Annotated in this window: 22 protein-coding genes; 9 read left to right on the top strand and 13 right to left on the bottom strand. The window is 48.7% G+C overall.

All coding sequences use genetic code 11. The annotated features are described in order from the left end of the window. Nucleotides 1-25: 25 nt before the first annotated feature. From ftsZ to XMD579_RS10150, 4 genes are all read right to left on the bottom strand, one after another. Nucleotides 26-1231 (bottom strand): cell division protein FtsZ, encoded by a 1206-nt coding sequence (ftsZ, locus tag XMD579_RS10135; protein WP_173481367.1) that lies wholly within the window; start codon nt 1229-1231, stop codon nt 26-28. 65 nt (nt 1232-1296) lie between these two features. Then, nucleotides 1297-2574, bottom strand: coding sequence for a cell division protein FtsA (ftsA, locus tag XMD579_RS10140; protein WP_173481368.1), 1278 nt, complete (start codon nt 2572-2574; stop codon nt 1297-1299). 47 nt (nt 2575-2621) lie between these two features. Further along, the gene (locus tag XMD579_RS11540; protein ID WP_173481369.1) at nt 2622-3083 is read right to left on the bottom strand and encodes an Lrp/AsnC family transcriptional regulator; all 462 of its coding nucleotides are present in this window, start codon (nt 3081-3083) and stop codon (nt 2622-2624) included. Between the two features lie 512 nt (nt 3084-3595). Then, complete coding sequence (locus tag XMD579_RS10150; protein ID WP_173481370.1) at nt 3596-3952, bottom strand: hypothetical protein; 357 nt, start codon at nt 3950-3952, stop codon at nt 3596-3598. A gap of 50 nt (nt 3953-4002) precedes the next feature. On the opposite strand from XMD579_RS10150, the gene XMD579_RS10155 reads away from it, so the two are divergent. From XMD579_RS10155 to XMD579_RS10165, 3 genes are all read left to right on the top strand, one after another. Further along, nucleotides 4003-4314, top strand: coding sequence for a hypothetical protein (locus tag XMD579_RS10155; protein WP_173484612.1), 312 nt, complete (start codon nt 4003-4005; stop codon nt 4312-4314). Nucleotides 4315-4325: 11 nt separating this feature from the next. Next, a complete protein-coding gene (locus XMD579_RS10160) occupies nt 4326-4976 on the top strand; it encodes an O-methyltransferase (protein ID WP_173481372.1) in 651 nt (216 codons plus the stop codon). A 110-nt stretch (nt 4977-5086) separates the two neighbouring features. Next, the gene (locus XMD579_RS10165; RefSeq protein WP_173481373.1) at nt 5087-6046 is read left to right on the top strand and encodes a hypothetical protein; all 960 of its coding nucleotides are present in this window, start codon (nt 5087-5089) and stop codon (nt 6044-6046) included. Here the strand turns inward: XMD579_RS10165 and XMD579_RS10170 are convergent. From XMD579_RS10170 to XMD579_RS10190, 5 genes are read right to left on the bottom strand one after another with little or no spacing between them, the layout of a single operon-like run. Continuing rightward, complete coding sequence (locus XMD579_RS10170) at nt 6043-6417, bottom strand: translation initiation factor Sui1 (RefSeq protein ID WP_173481374.1); 375 nt, start codon at nt 6415-6417, stop codon at nt 6043-6045. The genes XMD579_RS10165 and XMD579_RS10170 overlap by 4 nt on opposite strands. A 1-nt stretch (nt 6418) precedes the next feature. Continuing rightward, nucleotides 6419-7738 (bottom strand): deoxyguanosinetriphosphate triphosphohydrolase, encoded by a 1320-nt coding sequence (locus tag XMD579_RS10175; protein WP_173481375.1) that lies wholly within the window; start codon nt 7736-7738, stop codon nt 6419-6421. 41 nt (nt 7739-7779) lie between these two features. After that, nucleotides 7780-9165 carry a deoxyribodipyrimidine photo-lyase gene (locus XMD579_RS10180; RefSeq protein ID WP_173481376.1) on the bottom strand — a complete coding sequence of 462 codons (1386 nt, stop codon included), beginning with the start codon at nt 9163-9165 and terminating at the stop codon, nt 7780-7782. A gap of 55 nt (nt 9166-9220) precedes the next feature. Next, nucleotides 9221-9871 (bottom strand): ChrR family anti-sigma-E factor, encoded by a 651-nt coding sequence (locus XMD579_RS10185; RefSeq protein WP_173481377.1) that lies wholly within the window; start codon nt 9869-9871, stop codon nt 9221-9223. Continuing rightward, on the bottom strand, nt 9868-10473 hold the full coding sequence (locus XMD579_RS10190) for a sigma-70 family RNA polymerase sigma factor (protein WP_173506325.1): 606 nt from the start codon (nt 10471-10473) through the stop codon (nt 9868-9870). Before XMD579_RS10190 ends, XMD579_RS10185 begins: the two co-directional genes overlap by 4 nt. Nucleotides 10474-10635: 162 nt before the next feature. Between XMD579_RS10190 and XMD579_RS10195 the strand changes: the two genes are divergently transcribed. The 5 genes from XMD579_RS10195 to XMD579_RS10215 are packed head-to-tail and all read left to right on the top strand — an operon-like array spanning nt 10636 to nt 15846. After that, nucleotides 10636-11994: an NAD(P)/FAD-dependent oxidoreductase gene (locus XMD579_RS10195; RefSeq protein ID WP_173484610.1), complete on the top strand. Its 1359-nt coding sequence runs from the start codon at nt 10636-10638 to the stop codon at nt 11992-11994. Beyond that, complete coding sequence (locus XMD579_RS10200; RefSeq protein WP_173481380.1) at nt 11994-12788, top strand: DUF1365 domain-containing protein; 795 nt, start codon at nt 11994-11996, stop codon at nt 12786-12788. The genes XMD579_RS10195 and XMD579_RS10200 overlap by 1 nt, the downstream gene beginning before the upstream one ends. After that, the gene (locus XMD579_RS10205; protein WP_173481381.1) at nt 12775-14010 is read left to right on the top strand and encodes a cyclopropane-fatty-acyl-phospholipid synthase family protein; all 1236 of its coding nucleotides are present in this window, start codon (nt 12775-12777) and stop codon (nt 14008-14010) included. Before XMD579_RS10200 ends, XMD579_RS10205 begins: the two co-directional genes overlap by 14 nt. Beyond that, nucleotides 13982-15298, top strand: coding sequence for an MFS transporter (locus XMD579_RS10210; protein WP_173506326.1), 1317 nt, complete (start codon nt 13982-13984; stop codon nt 15296-15298). The genes XMD579_RS10205 and XMD579_RS10210 overlap by 29 nt, the downstream gene beginning before the upstream one ends. Before the next feature lie 29 nt (nt 15299-15327). Then, nucleotides 15328-15846: a DUF3833 domain-containing protein gene (locus XMD579_RS10215; protein ID WP_173481476.1), complete on the top strand. Its 519-nt coding sequence runs from the start codon at nt 15328-15330 to the stop codon at nt 15844-15846. Here XMD579_RS10215 and XMD579_RS10220 read toward each other — a convergent pair. Genes XMD579_RS10220 through XMD579_RS10230 form a run of 3 tightly spaced genes read right to left on the bottom strand, consistent with a single transcriptional unit; the run spans nt 15818 to nt 17689 of the window. Then, nucleotides 15818-16243 carry a nuclear transport factor 2 family protein gene (locus XMD579_RS10220; RefSeq protein WP_173481383.1) on the bottom strand — a complete coding sequence of 142 codons (426 nt, stop codon included), beginning with the start codon at nt 16241-16243 and terminating at the stop codon, nt 15818-15820. The two genes, XMD579_RS10215 and XMD579_RS10220, sit on opposite strands and share 29 nt — an antisense overlap. Next, entirely contained in the window at nt 16240-16974 is a 735-nt protein-coding gene (locus tag XMD579_RS10225; protein ID WP_173481384.1) for an SDR family NAD(P)-dependent oxidoreductase, read from the bottom strand. Before XMD579_RS10225 ends, XMD579_RS10220 begins: the two co-directional genes overlap by 4 nt. Before the next feature lies 1 nt (nt 16975). Further along, nucleotides 16976-17689 (bottom strand): DUF6134 family protein, encoded by a 714-nt coding sequence (locus tag XMD579_RS10230; protein WP_173506327.1) that lies wholly within the window; start codon nt 17687-17689, stop codon nt 16976-16978. 100 nt (nt 17690-17789) lie between these two features. Between XMD579_RS10230 and XMD579_RS10235 the strand changes: the two genes are divergently transcribed. Continuing rightward, entirely contained in the window at nt 17790-18344 is a 555-nt protein-coding gene (locus tag XMD579_RS10235; protein WP_173481386.1) for a peptidylprolyl isomerase, read from the top strand. Here the strand turns inward: XMD579_RS10235 and XMD579_RS10240 are convergent. Beyond that, the gene (locus XMD579_RS10240; RefSeq protein WP_173481387.1) at nt 18341-20548 is read right to left on the bottom strand and encodes a heavy metal translocating P-type ATPase; all 2208 of its coding nucleotides are present in this window, start codon (nt 20546-20548) and stop codon (nt 18341-18343) included. The two genes, XMD579_RS10235 and XMD579_RS10240, sit on opposite strands and share 4 nt — an antisense overlap. Between the last annotated feature and the right edge of the window lie 8 nt (nt 20549-20556).

The following is a 20556-nucleotide window of genomic DNA, read 5'->3' on the forward strand; positions in this document are numbered from 1 at the left end:
GAAACCTGGACGGTTTAAAACTTAATTAATCGGCCTGACGACGCAGGAAGGCTGGGATATCCAAGAACTCCATATCATCAGTACCGGTTTTCTGTTGTACTGGCTCTTCCATCTCAACCGCCTGCTCGGCTTGTTGAGCCTGACGATTACGGATTACTGTTGGCAACTCAAGCTGGCTGAAATCAGAGGCCGTAGGTGGCGCCGTTTTCACCTCTACTTGAGTTGGACCACCGGTTGTCACATCACTGTTTACAACACGGGCACCCGCCTGTTGAGCCTGAGCTAAACCAGTCGCTACTACCGTGACTTTGAGCTCTTCACTCATATCTGGATCGATAACGGTACCGACCACAATGGTCGCATTGTCTGACGCGTACTCTTCAACAATTTCACCCACTTCAGCGAACTCACCCAGGCTAAGGTCCATACCCGCTGTGATGTTCACCAAAATGCCACTTGCGCCTTTCAGATCAACATCTTCAAGCAGTGGACTCTTAATCGCCGCTTCCGTCGCTTCTGCTGCACGCTCATCACCACGTGAATGACCAGTACCCATCATGGCCATGCCCATTTCAGACATCACCGTACGAACGTCTGCAAAGTCGACGTTGATCATACCCGGACGGATAATGAGGTCAGCAATGCCTTGAACGGCGCCCTTAAGTACATCGTTGGCTTCACCAAAGGCTTTGATCAAGCTGGTGTTTTTACCTAGGACAGGAAGCAGTTTCTCGTTAGGAATAATAATCAGAGAGTCGACCTGCTCCTGCAGCTCACGAATACCCTCTTCCGCGATCTTCATGCGTTTTTTGCCTTCAAATGGGAAGGGTTTAGTGACGACCGCCACCGTAAGAATTCCCATCTCTTTAGCCACTTCGGCAACGATCGGTGCAGCACCCGTACCGGTACCACCACCCATGCCTGCAGTGATGAAGACCATGTCGGCACCACGCAAAGAGTCGGCAATCTGTTCACGGTCAGAGACTGCTGCTTGACGACCAACATCTGGGTTAGCGCCAGCACCCAAGCCTTTCGTCATATCACCACCGATATGAAGGGCTGTACTAGCGGCCATTTTTCCAAGTGCCTGAGCATCGGTATTGGCACAGATGAAATCTACACCCTCTACATCCGACGCGACCATGTGGTTGACTGCGTTACCGCCACCACCACCGACACCGACAACTTTGATTACTGCGTTCTCGTTTGTATCTTCTACTAACTCAAACATATCTTCCTCCAGGTTTTATGTAAGGCAGGCCCGATCTTTGCCGGTTACTGCCCACTAAGCTCTGATTAAAAGTTACCTTTTAACCAAGATTTTGTTTTAGAGACCCACCCTTCTGATGGCTCTTTTTTAACTCGTTTTTTCTCGGGCTGATGCTCAGCAATATCGTCCGGCATCAAACCAAAATCGGTCATTGTTTCGGCATCCACATGCTGATCAAGGTCGTTATCCGCCGAGTAGAGCAACAGACCAATCGCCGTTGCGTAGATAGGGTTACTCAACAGATCATCAACACCGCCTACACCCGTTGGCTTAGCCAAACGAACAGGCATGTGGAATATCTCTTCAGCGAGCTCAACCGCGCCTTCCATCTTCGAAGTACCGCCGGTCAGGACGATGCCGGCTGCCGCTAGATCTTCAAACCCACTGCGGCGAAGCTCTTGCTGAACTAGGGTAAACAGCTCTTCATAACGCGGCTCCACCACTTCAGCCAGAGCTTGGCGTGATAGATCTCGCGCAGGACGATCACCGACGCTTGGAACTTTGATCGTCTCATCAGCACGCGCTAACTGCGCCAATGCACAGGCGTACTTCATTTTGATCTGATCGGCATGCTGCATTGGGGTGCGCAATGCCATGGCAATATCATTGCTGACTTGATCGCCCGCAACAGGAATCACAGCTGTGTGACGAATTGAACCTTGAGTAAAGATCGCGATATCGGTGGTACCACCGCCGATATCAACCATGCAGACACCCAGATCCTTCTCATCATCAGTCAACACCGCGTAACCCGATGCCAACTGCTCAAGAACTACGGCATCGATCTCAAGACCACAGCGGCGAACACACTTCTCAATATTCTGAATGGCGTTAGTCGCACCGGTAATCAGATGAACCTTAGCTTCCAAACGCACACCGGACATGCCAAGCGGCTCTTTGATGCCCTCTTGGTTATCAATCAAATACTCTTGCGGAAGGATGTGCAGAATGCGCTGATCCGCCGGAATCGCGACCGCTTGAGCAGCCTCAATGACACGCTCTACGTCTGATTGAGTCACCTCTTTACTCTGCAGAGCAACAATACCGTGTGAGTTTTGACTCGCAATATGGCTACCAGAGACGCCCACACTGACTGAGTGAATTTTGACTCCCGCCATCAACTCAGCCGCTTCAACCGCTCGCTGGATCGACTGCACAGTAGATTCGATGTTAACGACCACACCGCGTTTTAAACCGCGTGATGGGTGAGAGCCGACGCCCACGACCTCAATATCACCGTCCGTACCGATCTCGGCCACCATACAGACAACCTTAGAGGTACCGATATCAAGAGCTACAATCATTTTTGAATCCACGATTCACACCCAATTTTCATTACGTTTAACCATTGTTATGCGCTCTCCGGCGCGTACTCCAAGTGATTGACGATTTCGCGTAAAGCAAACGACGTCTGCATACGTGAAACATGCGGTAAATCACTCAAAACCTTTCGGCGCAACCGTTCAAAGTCACGCAAATCTCTTGCTGCTACCTTTAATAGATAATCCGCATCGCCGCTCATTAGGTAACAGGATCTGACACTCGGGACCTTAGCAACCGCACGCTCAAACTCTGATTGAGCCGCATCAGACTGGCTATCGAGCGTAATTTCAACCATGACGGTGGCGGTATAACCAACCTTATCGGGATCTACGAGTGCGGTGTAACCAGAAATGATGCCGTCTTTTTCTAGACGTGCGATACGGCGAGACACGGCCGAGCCTGAGAGACGAACGCTATCCGCGATCTCATTCGTGGTGCGACGTCCATCTTGCTGGAGCGCACGAATTATCTCCCAATCTTTTGCATCCACAGATTACAAATCCTAAAGCCAGTGATGACGATTAAATCGTCCATTGCTCAAAATATACACAACCCAACCAAGCATTCCAACACTTAACGCAAAATATTTGCGTTTATCTTTAATTTAATGAGAAATTTTTGCAAAAGCTACCAATGCAACCCATATAAATCATATAAATAACAATATTTTCTAATTTACGCACAAATTTTGCGTCATTATTGATAAATAGACAGTAACTTAATTATATTTACAAAAAATTAACGAAACTAATGCAAATTATAGATATGAAACAACAATACTAACACACAAATAAAACGCCAATAATTTTTAATTTATGCAAAATATTTGCATTAAAATTAGATTGTAAGCACAAAATCAAAATATATTATTGATAACCGGCAAAAAACACTCTCTTAGGTTTACATTAGATTTACACATAACATCGCAACATTTTTGCGTCTTAAGAACTAAAAACAAAAAACGCAGCCGAGGCTGCGTTTTTAGGTAGGACAAATTAACGATTAGGGCCAGTAGATATAGAGCACCGCAATAGAGGCCAAGGTAGCAGGAACTGTTAAGAATAGTGCCTTGGTAGCACCGATCAATTTGACCACCAATAACTGATGCACGATCGGGAAGGTGATGAACATTGAGCTCAATGGAATCGACCAGTGCAAGGTCTGAAATCCATAGGCCAGAGAACCCACCAGCGTTAGCGCAGCAAGATTACCGAGCACCACCATCATGACCATATTCTGCTTCACCGCAAACCATGCAGGACGATCAGATTCTGGCATTTTGTTGATGGCACCTACACTCAGCGCAGCCGACATTGAGAAGACGCCGGTTAACAGAAAGATGTATAGCGATTCGTTCATAGTTATAATCTCCTTTTAGCGATATTGTACGGACCTGCACAGAGATTAAAATGAAAGTTAGACAAATAATTTTAGGATCGCTCGCTGCACTTGCACTCACTCCAACCGCCAACGCTCTTAGCGATGAAGGAAAGCACTGGGTGTGCGAAACCGAGTCTCTCTATCGCTCGCTGTTGAGCGCACGTCTGTATGGAGTGGGCAAGGAGCCAGAACAGGGCTGCCAAACCCTACCTACCGGTGTCGCAATCAGCCAGCAAAGCTGCATTGAGTCTGATATTAAACTTTGCCAATACCTTTGGACCGAAGATGGAAAGAGCGTCACCATGTGGGGCAGCGCCATCATCTCCACCCTTAATCAATAACTGAGTATCCCATGCCTGACTTTCTCGTCGACGAACAGGTCGAAGACTATGCCTTTATCTCTACTTCAGCAGAGCCCGAACTCCTGCAGGAGTTGATCGACCAAACCAACCAAAATATGGGATGGCCACAAAAGCTATCTGGCCGCCTGGTCGGCCGAACACTTAAGATGCTCTCTGCGATTGCTCAGCCGAAACGCGCCCTTGAAATTGGTATGTTCACAGGCTATTCAGCGCTATCCATTGCGGAAGGCATGCCGGATAATGGCAAGCTTATCTGCTGTGAAACCAACCCACGCGCGATCGACTTCGCAAAAACCTTTTATGAGCGAAGCGAACACGGCAAAAAGATTGACGTGATCTTTGGTCCTGCCATCGACACCCTTGAAACTCTTGCAGATCAACTTGATGGCCCATTGGATTTCACCTTTATCGATGCCGACAAACGCAACTACCTAAACTACTACTTAAAGGTTAAAGAGCTGACTCGCCCAGGTGGCTTAATCGTACTTGATAACGTGCTCTGGTCTGGCAAGGTCATTCAACCAGAATCCGATATCGATGATGTGTTAGTTGAAACAAACCGACTGATTGCAGAGGACCCCGAGGTGGAAAACGTCTTTCTGACTCTGCGCGACGGTGTCAACGTCGTTCGAAAGCTCTAAATTGAACGTCATGCATATCTTAAGAAAAAAATTTCATGGGATATGCAATTTTCATGAAATCCACTCACGTTTATACTAAGCCACACTTAAAAGAAGCAATTGGAATAGAGATGAGCTGCTCACTTCAGGACAAATTAATCGGTACGGACCAAGGGGTTTATGTCATCGGTACTACCCCACCCAAAATGGGCACCGAAGATGAAGTGATGTCAGGCATTGCTGACAAGCTGCTGGAACGACTCGACCGTATCGCGTTCGATGGCATTATCGTTTATGACATTCAGGACGAGAGCACTCGCATCGACACACCTCGCCCATTCCCCTTTGCTCAAACACGTGACCCGCGCCACTACGCTAAATTGCTTCACGAAAAGAGCGGCTGCGGAACCATCACCTACAACAGTGTTGCTCAAGGTAGTCGACAAGAGTTTGAAGAGTGGGTAGAAGAGACGACTGAGACCTACCACCAGAACAATATCGTCCTGGTTGGCGCCCCCTCCTCGGAAGGTGACTACAAGTTCAGTTTGAATGATGCCTACCAATCACTGGAAGAGTCTCATAAAACAATTGCCCTTGGCGGTGTCTGTATCGCAGAGCGCCATCAGAAAAAAGGCGATGAACACGAGCGCATGGTGACCAAGCAGAAAGAGGGCTGTCACTTCTTCATCTCGCAAGCGGTTTATAACGCACAAGCGACCATCGACATGCTGACCTCCTATGCTCGTCGCTGCAAACAGCTCGATATGGAGCCGGCACGAATCATTTTGACTTTCACACCTTGTGGCAGTGAGAAGACCCTTGAGTTTATGAAGTGGTTGGGTATTTCGGTACCAGAGGCGACCAGCTACCGAATTTTGGATGCCGATCAGCCACTTAAAGAGTCTATTAAGATCTGTTACACCAACTTGCAGATGATTTTGGAATCTTGCGCCGAATTGGATCTACCGCTCGGCTTAAATATCGAGAGTCTTACGAACCGCAAAGAGGAGATTGATGCGGCAATACAGCTTTACTCTTTGCTGCGCGCCCGAATGGAACTGGCACTCTCGGAGCGAGCAATCGGCCTCTAACCGCCCGCTAACTTAACGGTAAAACCCTCTTTCTCTAAGAGGGTTTTAAGTTTGTCGCGGTGATCACCTTGAATCTCAATAATTCCCTCTTTGACAGCACCGCCTGAACCACACCCCTGCTTCAACTTTTTCAGAAGCGTCTTTAATTCAGACTCAACTCTTGGCACACCGGAAATGGTAGTGACGGCTTTGCCTTTTCGCCCAGAGGTTTCACGACGAATGCGAACTACCCCATCCATTGCGGCAATGCGCGTCTGCTCTGCCTGCTCTGAACAGATACAAGCGGTTAACGCTTCGCCACAATCAGGACAGAGGTTACCTTTTTCCGTGCTGTAGACGAGTCGACTAAGCTGATCTTGAAGTGATGCCATATTAAACCTTTATTCCTCCACCGATCTGTCGAGCAAGGTAGCTTGCATAGGAGTCGGTCATACCGCTAATAAAGTCCAAGGCACGCATGTAGCCTTGATAGAGCGACTCACCCGAAGAGGGGGCATGAATCCCCATCAGACCGATAATCTTTTCACTGCGATAACAGAGATCTTCTCCCTGCTTTTGGTGCTGCTCCCAGACCGCCTCGATAAAAGCCTCAACCAACACACCTAGAATAGTATAGGCACCCACCTCTAGCTCTGCTTTTCGATTGTCTGGAAAGACCCGCTCTTGGGCGATACGTTTCGCTGCAGCCAACCCATCTCTAACCATGGGATCGCCATCACTGAGAAGCTCACCCTGATATTGACCTGACAAGATCTCTGGCAGCTGATCGGCAAACACCTGCACCGCTGAGTCGACCATGTTCTCCATCGCTCGACCACGAAGTGCCGAAATCTTACGTCGTGCAGAGGCCTGGGTCGCGAAGATCTCATCATCAAACTCCAGGTCGCCGCAGAGCGTTAACAAGATAGGTTTAACCTCATCGAAACTAAGCAGGTTCAACTCAATAGCATCTTCAAGATCCAATATGGCGTAACAGATATCATCCGCCGCCTCCATTAGGAAGTTCAGAGGGTGACGCGCCCAGCGATCCTCTTCAAGCTGAGGCAGACCAAGATCTTTGGCCAGTGATGCTACTAAAGGAAGTTCCGCTTGATAACAGCTGAACTTACCCTTCTTACCACCGTGACGAGCTGTCCAAGGGTATTTCAATAGTGTTCCTAGAGTTGGGTAGGTTAAGCGCAGACCACCATCAAAGAGATGGTTCTCGATCTTGGTGACGACCCTGAGCCCCTGCGCATTACCTTCAAAGGTTTTTAGATCTAAAAACTCGTCTTCAGAGAGCTGCGAGAAACGCTGATCCTCTTGACGCTGACGGAACCAATCACGAATGGCGTACTCGCCAGCATGACCAAAAGGGGGGTTACCAATATCGTGAGCCAGACAGGCCGACTGCACAATCATCCCCAAGTCATCAGGCGATATGCCCTTTGGCAGCTGATCAGCAATCAACTCGCCGGCACGAATGCCCAGACTACGCCCAAGACTGCCTACCTCAATGGAGTGAGTCAGACGAGTATGGATGTGATCGTTGAGGGACATAGGGTGCACTTGCGTCTTACGACCCAAGCGACGGAAAGCACTACTAAAGATGATTCGGTCATGATCTTTGTGGAAGTGGCTTCGACCCTGCTCCGCCGATTCTACTTCGTCGTGACCATAACGTTTGCGCGTTAGCAGCCTTTCCCAATCCATTTACACTCTCCCAAAAAACTTGGAAGGAAGTGTGCCAGATCCTAGCCCTCTTTATAAGCGTCCAACGCGCGTTTTCGCTCAAGAGAGTAATCAATGATCGGCGCGGGACGACCAAACGCCTGCCCTGCCCCCGGCTTATGACGCTCTTTAGGCGGTAGCGCGGCCAGCTCTGGCAACCACTTCACAAGAAATTCACCTTTGGCATCGAACTTCTCGCTTTGCGCAGTCGGGTTGAAGATTCGAAAATAGGGAGCGGCATCAGCACCCACTGAAGCAGACCACTGCCAACCACCGTTGTTGGATGGGAAATCAGCATCAATCAGATGCTCCATAAAGAACTTCTCACCGCGGCGCCAATCGATGCCAATTAATTTAGTTAAAAAGCTGGCCACGACCATACGCAGTCGATTGTGCATCCAACCTGTTGTTAACAGCTGTTTCATCGCTGCATCGACAATCGGAAACCCTGTCTCACCCTGACACCAAGCCTGCCACAGCGGCTCACGATCCAACCACTGAATCTTCTGCTCAGTTTCTGGTCTAAACGGCTCAAGTTTAGACAGCTCTGGAAACGCAACCGTCAGGTGACGATAGAACTCACGCCAGATGATCTCATTGAGCCAACTGCTCTCTAACCAGCCATCGTTCTCACGCTCCTGTCTTTGAACATGCATCAACTGTAGTGGTGACACAGCACCAATGGTCAAGTAAGGCGATAACTGGGAGGTCCCGTTGATTGCTGGAAAGTCACGATGCTCTTTGTAATCCAACTCCCGTTCACGGACAAACTCGTAGACACGTTCACGGATCGCTTCGGTCTCAACGGGCCACAACTCTTTATCATAGGACAGTGGGCGCCAGCCAAGATCATCTGGAATCTCATCCGAGGGAACAGAGGCAGCTGGAAAAGGGATGTTCATCGCTTTAATTAGGTAGTCAAATCGAGGTAACGCTGCCCGCCATGCACGCGAGAATGGGGTATAGACTTTAAAGTCTGTGCCCGTTTGAGTTTTAACCTCACCCGGTGGAATGATCACCTCACCATGAAAGCCCTGACAGCTCACATCGGGTTGAAGGGCTGCAACGACTGCATCATCGCGCAACTGCTCATTTAGTGGATACTCGTGATTGAAGAAAAAGTGAGTTGCTGACAACTCTGTTGCCAGGTTTCTAATGGCACTGGCACAGTGATCAAAGTGCCCTGCCTGAATCACTTTTAAAGGCACATTCAGAGATTCAAGCTCGCCTTTAACCTGCAGTAACCGATCTCGCCATAGCCCCATACGTTGAGGCGATTCGTTATGTTCCGACCAGCTCTCATGAGTCAGACAGACAAGGGCCACCGTGGCCAATCCATTACGTTGCGCAGCTTCCAATGCTGGGTTTGCGGCTACTCTAAGGTCATTGCGAAACCAGACGATATTCATGTTTTCCCCAAAAAAAAGACCGGCTTTAAAACCGGTCTTCTTATTTCAATAGTGATTACAGACCAATGAATGGCTGAGCCAGACGACCCATAATACCTGTAAATTTAAGTGGCGCTTCAGTTGCGATCAGACAGATGCACTCAGAACCGGTATCAACGATCGGCTGGTGTTTGATCTCTTCATCAAGATCTGCGACATCGCCCTGACAGAAACGCCCCACATCGTCACTGTACGAGCCACGAAGGATCATCGTCAGCTCATTACCCTTGTGGGTATGGTGCGGCACCGAGACGCCAGGCTGAATTCTAAGAAGACGACACGCTCCCTCTCCAGGGAAATTAAAATCGTAATGTTGCACACCCGGGCCAAGACGCTTCCACTCAATGGCATCCAGGTCAGATCCGACAATTTGCGCCAGAGGTTCTGGAACTTCTGCACTGCCTTTGACTTTGACAGCTCGTTCAGCAACCACCTCTTCGCTACCATCGAGCATACCCAAAATGGAGTCTAAAGAGCCTTCGCTCATCGCTTGCGGTTGGATGTCAGCAAGTAACTCACCGCCGATACACTCTGCTTCCCAAGCTTTAGTTTGACAGGTCTTGCACCAGTGAAGATGACTATCAACCAACAGTGTCATACCATCAGACAGCGCGCCGGCGGCACGTGCCATAAGGGTAGCATCGTCAAGATGATGACTTATTTTCACTCTTCTTCTCCCCAATGAGCTTTGAGTTTGCTGAATGCCAATCTCAATCTCGATTTAACGCTGCCGAGCGGTATACCTAACTGCTCTGAAATTTCTGAATGACTCTTACCCTCATAATATGAGAGGTAGAGAACATGTGCCTGAGCTTCAGGCAACTTGGCGATCGCTCCGCTCATTCTCTCTTCGAGAACGGCATGCTCGCCGTAATGACGTTGATCGGGATCGATCTCTTCTTCAGGTAACTCGTATTCAACCGCTTTCTCTCTGCGAAGGCGATCGATGCATTGGTTTCTTGCCAATGTAAAAATCCAGGTACTGGCACTGGCTTTACTGCGCGTGTACAGGTGCGCTTTACGCCATACGGCCAGCATCGATTCCTGTGTCAGCTCTTCGGCTGCCGCTACCGGCATTCCAAAACGGATAATGTACGCTTTCACTCTGGGTGCAAAATGTTCGTATAAGCGGCTGAAATCCACTTTACTGCGGGTTTCAGAAAGCGACGCGAGCAGGTCTGACCATGCATCCCGCTCCTTCTTCTTTTTTTGCTCCGCTATTGCCACTGCTGCAGTCACATCAGTTTCCTCGGATCTGTTATCAGTCATCGCTTTCACTACGTTAGAGGGTTTATAAATGGATCACATTTTGAACAGTAAATAGTAAAAATTGACCGTTGGCCACTTTTTTGAAAATAACCGACATCTTTTGATCTATCAAGGTAGACTGTTCGTAACGAAATTCAAGCTTGTTTTTGCATGGACTCAATAATGAATGTAAGGCCTTTAAAACCATTGAATATCGCAGTTATCGGTTCTGGTATCTCCGGATTATCCGCCGCCTGGCTTTTAAGTAAACGCCATAACGTTTCACTTTTTGAAAAAGATGATCGCCTTGGCGGCCACTCAAATACCGTTGAGATCGACACTCCCGAAGGCAACGTTCCGGTGGATACAGGGTTTATTGTATTCAACCCCGTTAACTATCCCAATCTGGTCGAGTTCTTCAAATATCTCGAAGTAGACACTACCGATACCAATATGACCTTCGGCGTCTCACTAGAGAAAGGCAAAGTGGAGTATAGTGGCTCTGGCTTGGGCGGCTTTTTTGCACAGCGCCGCAACCTCCTCTCTTTTAAACATTGGGGTCTACTTCGTGAGATCTTAGCTTTTTACAAAGATTCTGATCGACTCCATAACGACCCTAGTCTGGCCGAATTAACGCTTGGACAGCTTTTGGAGCGCGAGGGTTACAGTCAAACCTTCATTAATGAGCACCTTCTGCCCATGAGCGCTGCAATCTGGTCAACGCCCATGGATAAGATGCTGGACTACCCTGCAGAGACCTTTATGCGTTTCTGCATGAACCATGGTCTCGTTCAAGTGAAGGACCGCCCACAGTGGCGTACAGTGATAGGTGGTAGTCGCCAATACGTTAATAAAATCGCTGAGCAACTGGGTGATGGCGTCATCTTGAATGCTCGCGTACACCGTGTCGAACGCGATGCTGACGGAGTTACTCTGATCGATCACCACGGACAGAAGCGTCGCTTCGACCAGGTGGTATTTGCATGTCATGCTGATCAGACCCTTGAGATGCTGTCTGACGCAACACCGGAAGAGCAGCGACTTCTGAGCGCCTTTCCTTACCAACGCAATCGTGCGCTGTTACACACTGACACTAACCAGATGCCAGTCCGTAAAGGTGCTTGGTCAGCTTGGAACTATCTGGCCTCAAGCGATCAAGGCGAAGGTGAGCTTGCAGTGACCTATTGGATGAACGCACTGCAGCCTCTGCAAACCAAACAAGATGTGTTTGTCACACTCAATCCTATCGAAGAACCTAAAGCCGATAAGATTCTTGGCAGTTTCCTATACGACCACCCTGCGTTTGATCAACGTTCCATTGAGGCACAGAAGGAGATTTGGGCCATTCAAGGTCAACAACGCAGTTGGTTCTGCGGTGCTTGGATGGGCTATGGTTTCCACGAAGATGGTATCCAATCAGGCCTCGCAGTTGCGGAACAGCTCGGAGGCGCTTTGCGACCTTGGACCGTCGACAACCCCAATGGACGTATTCATGTTCAAGAGCCCGTTAGAACAACGCAAACATCCGAGAGCGCAGCCTAATGTTTAGCTCCGCGCTCTATGAAGGCAAGGTGATGCATCACCGCTTCAAGCCTAAGCGTCACCGTTTCATCTACTCAGTTGCCTCAATGTTGATTGACCTTGATGAGCTAGATAGCCTCGACGCTAATCTGACTCTGTTCTCAAAAGAGCGTTGGAATCTATTTAGCTTTAAAAACCGTGATCATGGCGAAGGGAGCGACCGAGACCTCGCTGAACAGGTGAGAGAGCAGCTGCTGCAATACGAGCTGTCTGAGTATGGTCACAGTATCAAATTACTCTGCTACCCCAGAATGTTTGGGTACGTCTTTAATCCACTCAGTGTCTTCTACTGTTACGACTGTGACGGCAACCTTGGTGTCATTCTTTACGAAGTAAACAACACCTTCGGTGAACGACACAGCTACCTGATCCCAACCAACAGTAAGAGTGATCAGATTCGTCAAAGCAGTGAAAAGAGCTTTTACGTCTCTCCATTTATGCCTATGAAGGCGCCCTATCAGTTTCGCATGCTGGCACCCCATCAGCGAGTCTCTGTCTGCATTCGACAGTCCGACTCAGAAGGGTCCCTTCTGCACGCCACCTTTACTGGTAAACGAACTGAGCTGACGAACAGAACACTGCTAAAAGTCCTGTTTAAATACCCTTTGATGACCTTCAAAGTGATTGCTGGCATTCATTGGGAAGCGCTCCAACTCTGGCTTAAACGCGTACCACTTCAAAAACGAGTCAAAGGTACGACTCATCAAGTGGTTTTAATCGATAATAAAACGAGGGTTTCTGATGCGTCCTTCTGAATACACTACGACCCTTTCCAACCAGCAGCTGTCGTCTCTCGGTTGGTTCAACCGTCGCGCATTGAATCTGTTGCACAAAACACTCGATGGACAGATTAAAGGGCGACTGACTCTTGAGCTACCCAACGGCATGATTCATGACTTTGGCCAGCAGACAGATAATGAACATCACGCCATCATTAAGATTAATAGCTTTAAATCCTTGCGTCGTCTTGTCCGAGGTGGATCTATCGGCTTTGCAGAGAGCTTTATGGATGGCGAGTGGCAAACACCCGATGAGGTCAGCGTTATTCGCTGGGCTCTAGCCAACGAAAACTTAGTGAATGACATCCTAAAGGGCCACCCCCTTCTGCGTTTATTCAATCGTTTAAGCCACTTAGGCCGTGCGAATACGAAAAAGGGCAGCCGCAAAAATATTGCTTACCACTACGACCTAGGCAACGACTTCTATGCTCAGTGGTTAGACCCAAGCTTCACCTACTCCTCAGCTCTGTTTGAGAGTGATGAGACACTGGAAGAGGCACAACTCAACAAGTACCGAACCATTTGCCAGATGTTAGATCTTAAGGCCGGTGAGCATGTGCTTGAGATCGGATGTGGCTGGGGTGGTTTTGCTGAGGTAGCGACCAAAGAGTTTGGCGCCAAGGTAACAGGAATCACTCTATCAAAAGAGCAGCTCGCATTTGCCAAAGATCGAATGAGTCGCTTAGGTTTAAACAATCAGGCGGACCTACAGCTTATCGATTACCGTGACATCCAAGGTGAATACGATCACATTGTCTCAATAGAGATGTTTGAAGCGGTCGGCGAAGAGCACTGGCCAACCTACTTCGAGACACTCAAAAAGCGTCTTAAAAAAGGGGGAAGCGCGGTCCTGCAGATTATTAGCATTGCCGATGATCGTTTTGAACAGTACCGCAGCTCTGCCGACTTCATTCAGCGCTACATTTTCCCTGGCGGCATGCTGCCAAGCCCTACCGCGCTAGAGGGAGAAATCTTGTTAGCGGATCTAAAACTCTGTGAACAGAAGTTGTTTGGTTTGGATTATGCCAAGACCCTAGAGATTTGGCGCCGAAACTTCTTAAACGCTTGGCCAAGCATCAAGGCGACCGAAGCGTTCGATGAGCGCTTTAGACGCATGTGGGTTTACTATCTAGCTTACTGTGAGGGTGGGTTTAGAGAGGGTTCGATTGATGTCGGACTCTACAAAGTACAGCACTAAGCTATCGAAGAGCCAGATAGGATTTTATGCCCTTCCGGCTCTTCCGCTCTCACTTCCAACTCTAGCGCTCTATATCAACCTACCCACTTGGTACCACGAACAGTGGGGCTTATCGCTTGGTCTGATTGCACTGATTCTGTTTTTTGCAAGAGTGTCAGACCTCCTCGTAGATCCCTTTATAGGGAGGTTGAACGACCGACTATCAGACACAACTCAAAGATCGGTCATCATCGCAGGTGGGTTGATTTGTATCCCGTCTGCACTGCTGCTGATTTACCCAGCTGAATCCTATACTGCCATCTCGCTGAGTCTGGGATTAATCGGTCTCTTTTTTGGCTGGACGCTGATTCAAATCCCCTACCTAAGCTGGCTAGTACGTCTAAGCAGCGATGCACAAGAGCGCATAACGATCGCTTCGTTTAGGGAGTTTTTGGGGTTGATAGGCCTTCTGCTCTCCGCGCTCATACCTGCACTGATGGTCTATCTTGGTTACTCAAGCACCGAAGCACTCAGAGCCATTGTTTGGATTGCACTGCTACTGGGGTCCATCACACTGACACTATTGATGGCTAAGGTTCGTTTAAAACCTTTAAATAGAAAAGAGGACTCTCAAACAGATTCAGCCTCCACATGGCGACCGATTCAACGAAATCGCTTAGCCAAGAGACTGGCAATCTCTTGGTTTTTTAATGGTTTAGCGAATGGCGTTCCTGCGACGCTGTTTCCGCTCTACATCACAATGGTTCTTTTATTACCAGAGAGTGACCGAACACTCTACATTGCGATCTACTTTCTCTCTTGCATCCTCTCAATCCCAGTATGGATTAAGCTGACGCGAACCCTAGACCGAATCGATCTTTGGCGAACGGGTATGTTGATTAGTGCCGTCGTATTTGTACCCGCCAGTATGCTGGGTAGTGACACTGCTTGGTTATTCATTCCTATCTGTCTATTAACCGGTGCGATGCTGGGCGCTGATCTGGCGATACCTCATGCGATTCAGGCTGACGTCGCTGATTACCATCACTGGCGATTTGGACAATCCCAAACGAATTTGCTCTTTGCATTGTGGAACATGATCACAAAACTGGCACTGGCACTTTCAGCCACCCTCGCCTTTGGTCTGCTTGAACTGTTTGGCCAAACACCCTTAGTTTTGGCATTGATCTACGCACTTATCCCCAGCGTACTTAAAATCATAGCCGTGTTGGTCGTAAGAGATTTTAGGTTAAGCGCCAGCACACACAAAAAAATCAAACAGCGTTTAGCTCAGGAGACCATCCGTTGAAAAAAGCGATAGCAGTTTTACTGATGGTTATGTTGAGTGGGTGTTCACAGATGCAGATCGATCAAATCAGTCAATCGCAGCCAGCATTGAAGATTGAGGAGTACTTCAATGGCAAGGTCTATGCTTGGGGTATCTTCGAAGATCGTTTTGGCACCATCAGACGTCAATTTCAAGTTGAGATTGATGGTAACTGGGATGGCCAAACGCTCACCTTAGATGAACAGTTTCTCTATGATGATGGCGAGCGCGACCAGCGCATTTGGGAGATCACATCATCCAACCCAGGTCGTTATGAAGGCCGCGCAGATGACGTTATTGGTTCAGCAACCGGAACCAGCCAGGGCAATGCATTGAACTGGCAGTATGACATCGATTTAAAAGTGGGCGATGGCAGCTGGCGTGTCACCTTCGATGATTGGATGTTGCTGCAACAAGGCGGCGTACTGATCAACAGAGCCTATGTCAAAAAGTGGGGGTTCACGATTGGTACCGTCACCCTAAGCTTTATGCGCGGTGATGCTATGAAGGAAGCGCCATTTTCGCTTTGATCGAGCGCAGAATTCGTCCTAGAAGGGGTAGTTTCATGTACAAGGGTGCACTATCCCAATAGTCTAAATGTTCAGTAATCAATCCGCTCTCATTAATAGAGAGACGACTGACCCCCTCTGTTGTAAACACCCCCAATACAGGCAACTTTGCACGGAACTCCCACCGAACATAAGCCGCCTCTGGCTGTTCACACCATTCAAAGACGGTAAATGATGGATCCTCTGAGCGCTCAAACATATCGGTCAGAATTTCACACATCTTCGAAAAGCCACGAACGTCATTAAACGGATCGGCGAATCGAACATCTGGAGTCACCAGTGATTCAAACTGAGTGACACTGTCCGGTGTTAAGTTCTCAAAAAGCTCAACGTATTGTTTTACCGATGTTTGATTCATCGTTTAGTGACTCGTTTTACCAGAGGGAAATAGAGTTTGTAGGGCAAGTGCCGCAACAAGGCAAGTGTAGCAGCAAAGAGTTTAGGAAAGCGGATCTCAAAACTACGCCCTTTCAGCCCTTTCACAATCTCCGCAGCGGCTTGCTCAGGCGATATCAACGCGGGCATTTGAAATTGATTCTTGTCTGTGAGAGGTGTCTTAACAAAGCCCGGATTGATCAACCGTATATCGACCTTTGAATCCTCTAGCTCAACTCTCAGGGACTCGCACAAATTGATCAGCGCAGCTTTAGAAGCACCGTAGGATGATGCATAAGGGAGTCCTCGGTAGCCTGCTAGAGAGGAGATGACACCAATTTGCCCACCTGATTTAAGATAGGTAGGAAGTATCGCCTCCAGCAGGTAGACCGCCCCGAAATAGTTCACCTGCATTAGCGATTCACAGTTATCTGCATTAAATTCAGTGGCGGGCATCTCTTGGTGCGTACCCGAGCTGATGATGACTTTATCGGGCATGCACTCTTGGCAAATCTCGGCCCAAGCGTTAATACAGGAATCGCGATCTGTCACATCCAGAGGCATATATTGGCAGCCGATAGACTCGGCAAAGGTTATTAAGCGCTCTTCGTTTCGAGCACTGATTAGGACTTGATAGCCCTCATCCAGGTAAGCCTTAGCGAGCGCAGCGCCAATTCCGGTACTGCCTCCAATTATCCAAATTCGACTAGCCACGCTACTCCCTATTCTGAGCCAGAGAGGTCTCTTTAATCAGCTGACCTCCGTTCCATATCACCTGAATATCAGACCCATCCTTGGCTTTAAACTCAAGTGCTCGCCATCGCCCATCGCGATCGTACCAACTGACCGTTCTATCCAGATCACCGCCAAGGCGATAGCCATCCAATTGTACGGTTTCACCTCGGGCATCTAAGAGCGCAGAGCCCACAGACTCTGGTGAAATCTCATCCATATTACCGGTGATACTATTTAATACCTGCCGCTGATCAAGAATCTGCCGATACCAGTGATGGGTCGTCATTAACTCCGCTGGGTAGGCATGCACTCGCCCTTTTTTATCCACTGTCTCTAAAACATCGGATTTTTGGACGGCCGTGACCGATGACTCTTTTTTGTTGCTAACCGTTTTCACGTTGAGCTGCATGAGTCGATCATTTTGCCAAACCTCTTTAGCCTGGTATCGGTACTCATAGTTAAAAAAAACAAAGACTTTCGCCGTTAACTCCATCTCGATCTCGGCGGCTACCCGATCGTCGGTGATATCACTGAAACGAAGTGTGTAGTGACCGACCGGCTCACCTTTGCGATAGACATCGTAAGTGATGACTTCTGGGTAGAGCTTGGCCTGACCAACCAATTGAGAGGCATTCAGGATAGGCGCTAAAAAAAGCCCCATCACAAAAACAGACTGTCTAATTATTAACATCATAGTCTGGATTACGACACCGAGAGAAAAGTGGTTCTCAGCCGGCAAGAAATTGGGTAGTCTTAGACTAAAGAATTAGTATAAAACGACTTGGAGATAATCGATGCGTTTCAAGAACAATCTGTTCATCGCTTCACTTGTTCTAACCGCTCCGCTGGCTTTTGCTGGTCCTAAGGTAGTGATGCAGACCAGCATGGGAGAGATCAAATTTGAACTCAACGATGAGAAAGCCCCCATCTCTACCGAAAACTTTCTGAACTATGTCGACAAAGATCATTATGAGGGTTTGGTTTTTCACCGAGTCATTCCAGGCTTCATGATTCAAGGCGGTGGTATGGATGCCGAGATGCGTGAGAGAAACACGGGCAGCCCGATTAAGAATGAGTCGATGAATGGGCTGAGCAATGTTCGAGGTTCCATTGCCATGGCCCGAACCCAAGCACCTGATAGCGCCACAGCGCAGTTCTATATCAACACAGTTGATAACTTAGGTCTTGATGGACGAACCAATCGCCCTGGATATGCGGTGTTCGGCAAAGTCATAGAAGGGATGGAGGTCGTCGATAAGATTTCCGCGGTACAAACCGGCAATGTCAGTTACTACCGGAATGTACCAAGAGAGCCGATCACAATTTTGAGCCTAGAACGTATCGATTAGCGCGATAGGTTCACTTGGTTCAGCCTGCGCGCATTGGCAACGACCGTCACTGACGACAGTGCCATCGCTGCGCCGGCGATCATCGGATTGAGTAAAAGACCAAACACGGGATATAGAATACCCGCAGCAACAGGAATCGCCGCGACATTGTAGAAAAATGCGCCGAACAAATTCTGTTTGATATTGTTGACCGTTAATCGCGACAACTGAATCGCATCCGCTACCGCATGCAAAGAGTTCTGCATCAGTGCTACATCAGCAGAAGCTAACGCCACATCAGTACCACCACCCATTGCATAACCAACATCCGCTTGCGCCAGCGCTGGGGCGTCATTAATACCATCCCCAACCATAGCAACCACCTCACCCTCGGCCTGAAGTTGGGCGATTGTCTGCAGTTTTTGCTCAGGCTGAACACCGGCAATGACTTCACTAATGCCTGCTTGTTTGGCGATCGCTTCAGCCGCCACTGAGTGATCGCCCGACAGTAGTACTAATCGAAGACCCATCACTTTGAAACGCTCGACGGCAGATTGACTATCATCACGAAGGGCATCATTCAAAGCAAACAGGGCTAAGACTCGGCTGCTATTAAACAACCAGACCAATGAGGCGCCCTCTTCACTCCACGCTTCTGCATCACAGACAAAATCGGATGAATCGATATCAAAGGTTTCCATCCATTGCCCGCTACCCAAACGATAGGTTTCATCGTCAATGACCGCTTCCACACCAGAACCAGAGATCGATCTGAATTGATCAACCTCGCAAGCGCCTCCCTCGAGTGAATGACTTAAGGCTTTAGAGAGTGGATGCTCAGAGTGTGAAGCAAGCGTTTTGGCGATTGCTGCATACTCAGGTGCAGCATGCTGATGAGTCAGTGAGGGTTTGCCTTGAGTCAATGTGCCGGTCTTATCCATGACGACACAGGTCAGGTCTTGTGATCGCTGCAGGGCATCGCCCTCTCGAATAAGCACACCCATTTTAGCAGCACGACCCACACCCACCATCACTGCCATTGGGGTCGCCAGACCCAACGCACAAGGGCAGGCCACAATTAATACGGTCATGCTGGCTAGAGTGGCATAAGACCAAGTCGGTTCTGGACCAACAAACCACCAGAGTGCAAACACAAGCAGTGCAATAAGAATGACGACGGGTACAAAGATAGAGGCTATTTTATCCGCCAACTTACCCAGTGCAGGTTTGCTGTTTTGTGCCTCTCTGACAGACGATAGGATTTGAGCGAGGCGAGTCTTCTGCCCTACTTCGGTCACACGAACCAGTAAAACGCCCTCACCATTGAGCGTGCCTCCGGTCACTTGGTCATCTAACTGACGTTGAACTGGAACAGACTCACCGGTCAGCATCGATTCGTCAACATAGCTACTGCCTTCAACCACTAGGGCATCAACCGGTATCGTCTGTCCTGGTAGGACTCGGACCAGATCACCAGGCAGCAGGAGTTGAATAGAGACCTCTTTGGCTTCACCTTCAATCACTTTTAGCGCTGTTTTCGGTTGTAAATTCATTAGGTGACGCAAGGCTTCTGCGGTCTGATTTCGCCCCTTAGCCTCTAAGGCTTGACCCAGCAGGATGAAGCCAATAATCATAACTGAGGCTTCAAAGTAGAGGTGTCTGGCTTGCGTGGGGATCGACTCTGGAATCCATTGAATGAACATCAGCAGAAGTGCTGAATAGAGCCAGGCTACCCCGGTGCCCAAGGCAATCAGTGTATCCATATTAAAATCGAGACGTTTAAAACTCTGAAGCGCCCCTCGGAAAATATGGCCACCTGAGTGGAACATCACCATCGCGGAGAGTGTAGCCGTGATTAGGCCATTCACCAGACCCTCTGAACTCTCCACCGGCGGCATGAGGCCTGCCAACATCTGAACCATCAAAAATGCACCCAGGCCAATCGCAACCCAGGCATGAGTGAAGGTCTGTTTTAGCTCTTGTTGATTCTGTTGATCACGAGCCGCAAGATCCTCTTCATTCTCTATAAGAGCGGCACCGTAGCCAGCATTGATGATCAGTTGTTCAACCTCAGTGGTTGGAAGATTCGACTCAACAGTAGCTGTTCGATCGGCGAAGTTGATCGCAAAATCAGAGATATCATCAGAAGCATTCAAGGCCTTTTCGATTGATCGAACACAGCCGGCACAACTGACTTTTGACAAAGCATATTGATGGATCGTCATGACACACT

This window comes from Marinobacterium sp. xm-d-579 (assembly GCF_013282935.1).
GTDB lineage: Bacteria > Pseudomonadota > Gammaproteobacteria > Pseudomonadales > Balneatricaceae > Marinobacterium_E.

What these genes read in the sequence shown, in the direction of transcription:
- XMD579_RS10230 (WP_173506327.1), bottom strand. Translation starts at nt 17,689, where the DNA reads ATGATGTTAATAATTAGACAGTCTGTTTTTGTGATGGGGCTTTTTTTA.
- XMD579_RS10190 (WP_173506325.1), bottom strand. Translation starts at nt 10,473, where the DNA reads ATGACTGATAACAGATCCGAGGAAACTGATGTGACTGCAGCAGTGGCA.
- XMD579_RS10210 (WP_173506326.1), top strand. Translation starts at nt 13,982, where the DNA reads ATGTCGGACTCTACAAAGTACAGCACTAAGCTATCGAAGAGCCAGATA.
- XMD579_RS10205 (WP_173481381.1), top strand. Translation starts at nt 12,775, where the DNA reads ATGCGTCCTTCTGAATACACTACGACCCTTTCCAACCAGCAGCTGTCG.
- XMD579_RS10160 (WP_173481372.1), top strand. Translation starts at nt 4,326, where the DNA reads ATGCCTGACTTTCTCGTCGACGAACAGGTCGAAGACTATGCCTTTATC.
- XMD579_RS10155 (WP_173484612.1), top strand. Translation starts at nt 4,003, where the DNA reads ATGAAAGTTAGACAAATAATTTTAGGATCGCTCGCTGCACTTGCACTC.
- XMD579_RS10150 (WP_173481370.1), bottom strand. Translation starts at nt 3,952, where the DNA reads ATGAACGAATCGCTATACATCTTTCTGTTAACCGGCGTCTTCTCAATG.
- XMD579_RS10235 (WP_173481386.1), top strand. Translation starts at nt 17,790, where the DNA reads ATGCGTTTCAAGAACAATCTGTTCATCGCTTCACTTGTTCTAACCGCT.
- ftsZ (WP_173481367.1), bottom strand. Translation starts at nt 1,231, where the DNA reads ATGTTTGAGTTAGTAGAAGATACAAACGAGAACGCAGTAATCAAAGTT.
- ftsA (WP_173481368.1), bottom strand. Translation starts at nt 2,574, where the DNA reads ATGATTGTAGCTCTTGATATCGGTACCTCTAAGGTTGTCTGTATGGTG.
- XMD579_RS10180 (WP_173481376.1), bottom strand. Translation starts at nt 9,165, where the DNA reads ATGAATATCGTCTGGTTTCGCAATGACCTTAGAGTAGCCGCAAACCCA.
- XMD579_RS10165 (WP_173481373.1), top strand. Translation starts at nt 5,087, where the DNA reads ATGAGCTGCTCACTTCAGGACAAATTAATCGGTACGGACCAAGGGGTT.
- XMD579_RS10200 (WP_173481380.1), top strand. Translation starts at nt 11,994, where the DNA reads ATGTTTAGCTCCGCGCTCTATGAAGGCAAGGTGATGCATCACCGCTTC.
- XMD579_RS10240 (WP_173481387.1), bottom strand. Translation starts at nt 20,548, where the DNA reads ATGACGATCCATCAATATGCTTTGTCAAAAGTCAGTTGTGCCGGCTGT.
- XMD579_RS10220 (WP_173481383.1), bottom strand. Translation starts at nt 16,243, where the DNA reads ATGAATCAAACATCGGTAAAACAATACGTTGAGCTTTTTGAGAACTTA.
- XMD579_RS10215 (WP_173481476.1), top strand. Translation starts at nt 15,328, where the DNA reads ATGTTGAGTGGGTGTTCACAGATGCAGATCGATCAAATCAGTCAATCG.
- XMD579_RS10170 (WP_173481374.1), bottom strand. Translation starts at nt 6,417, where the DNA reads ATGGCATCACTTCAAGATCAGCTTAGTCGACTCGTCTACAGCACGGAA.
- XMD579_RS10195 (WP_173484610.1), top strand. Translation starts at nt 10,636, where the DNA reads ATGAATGTAAGGCCTTTAAAACCATTGAATATCGCAGTTATCGGTTCT.
- XMD579_RS10175 (WP_173481375.1), bottom strand. Translation starts at nt 7,738, where the DNA reads ATGGATTGGGAAAGGCTGCTAACGCGCAAACGTTATGGTCACGACGAA.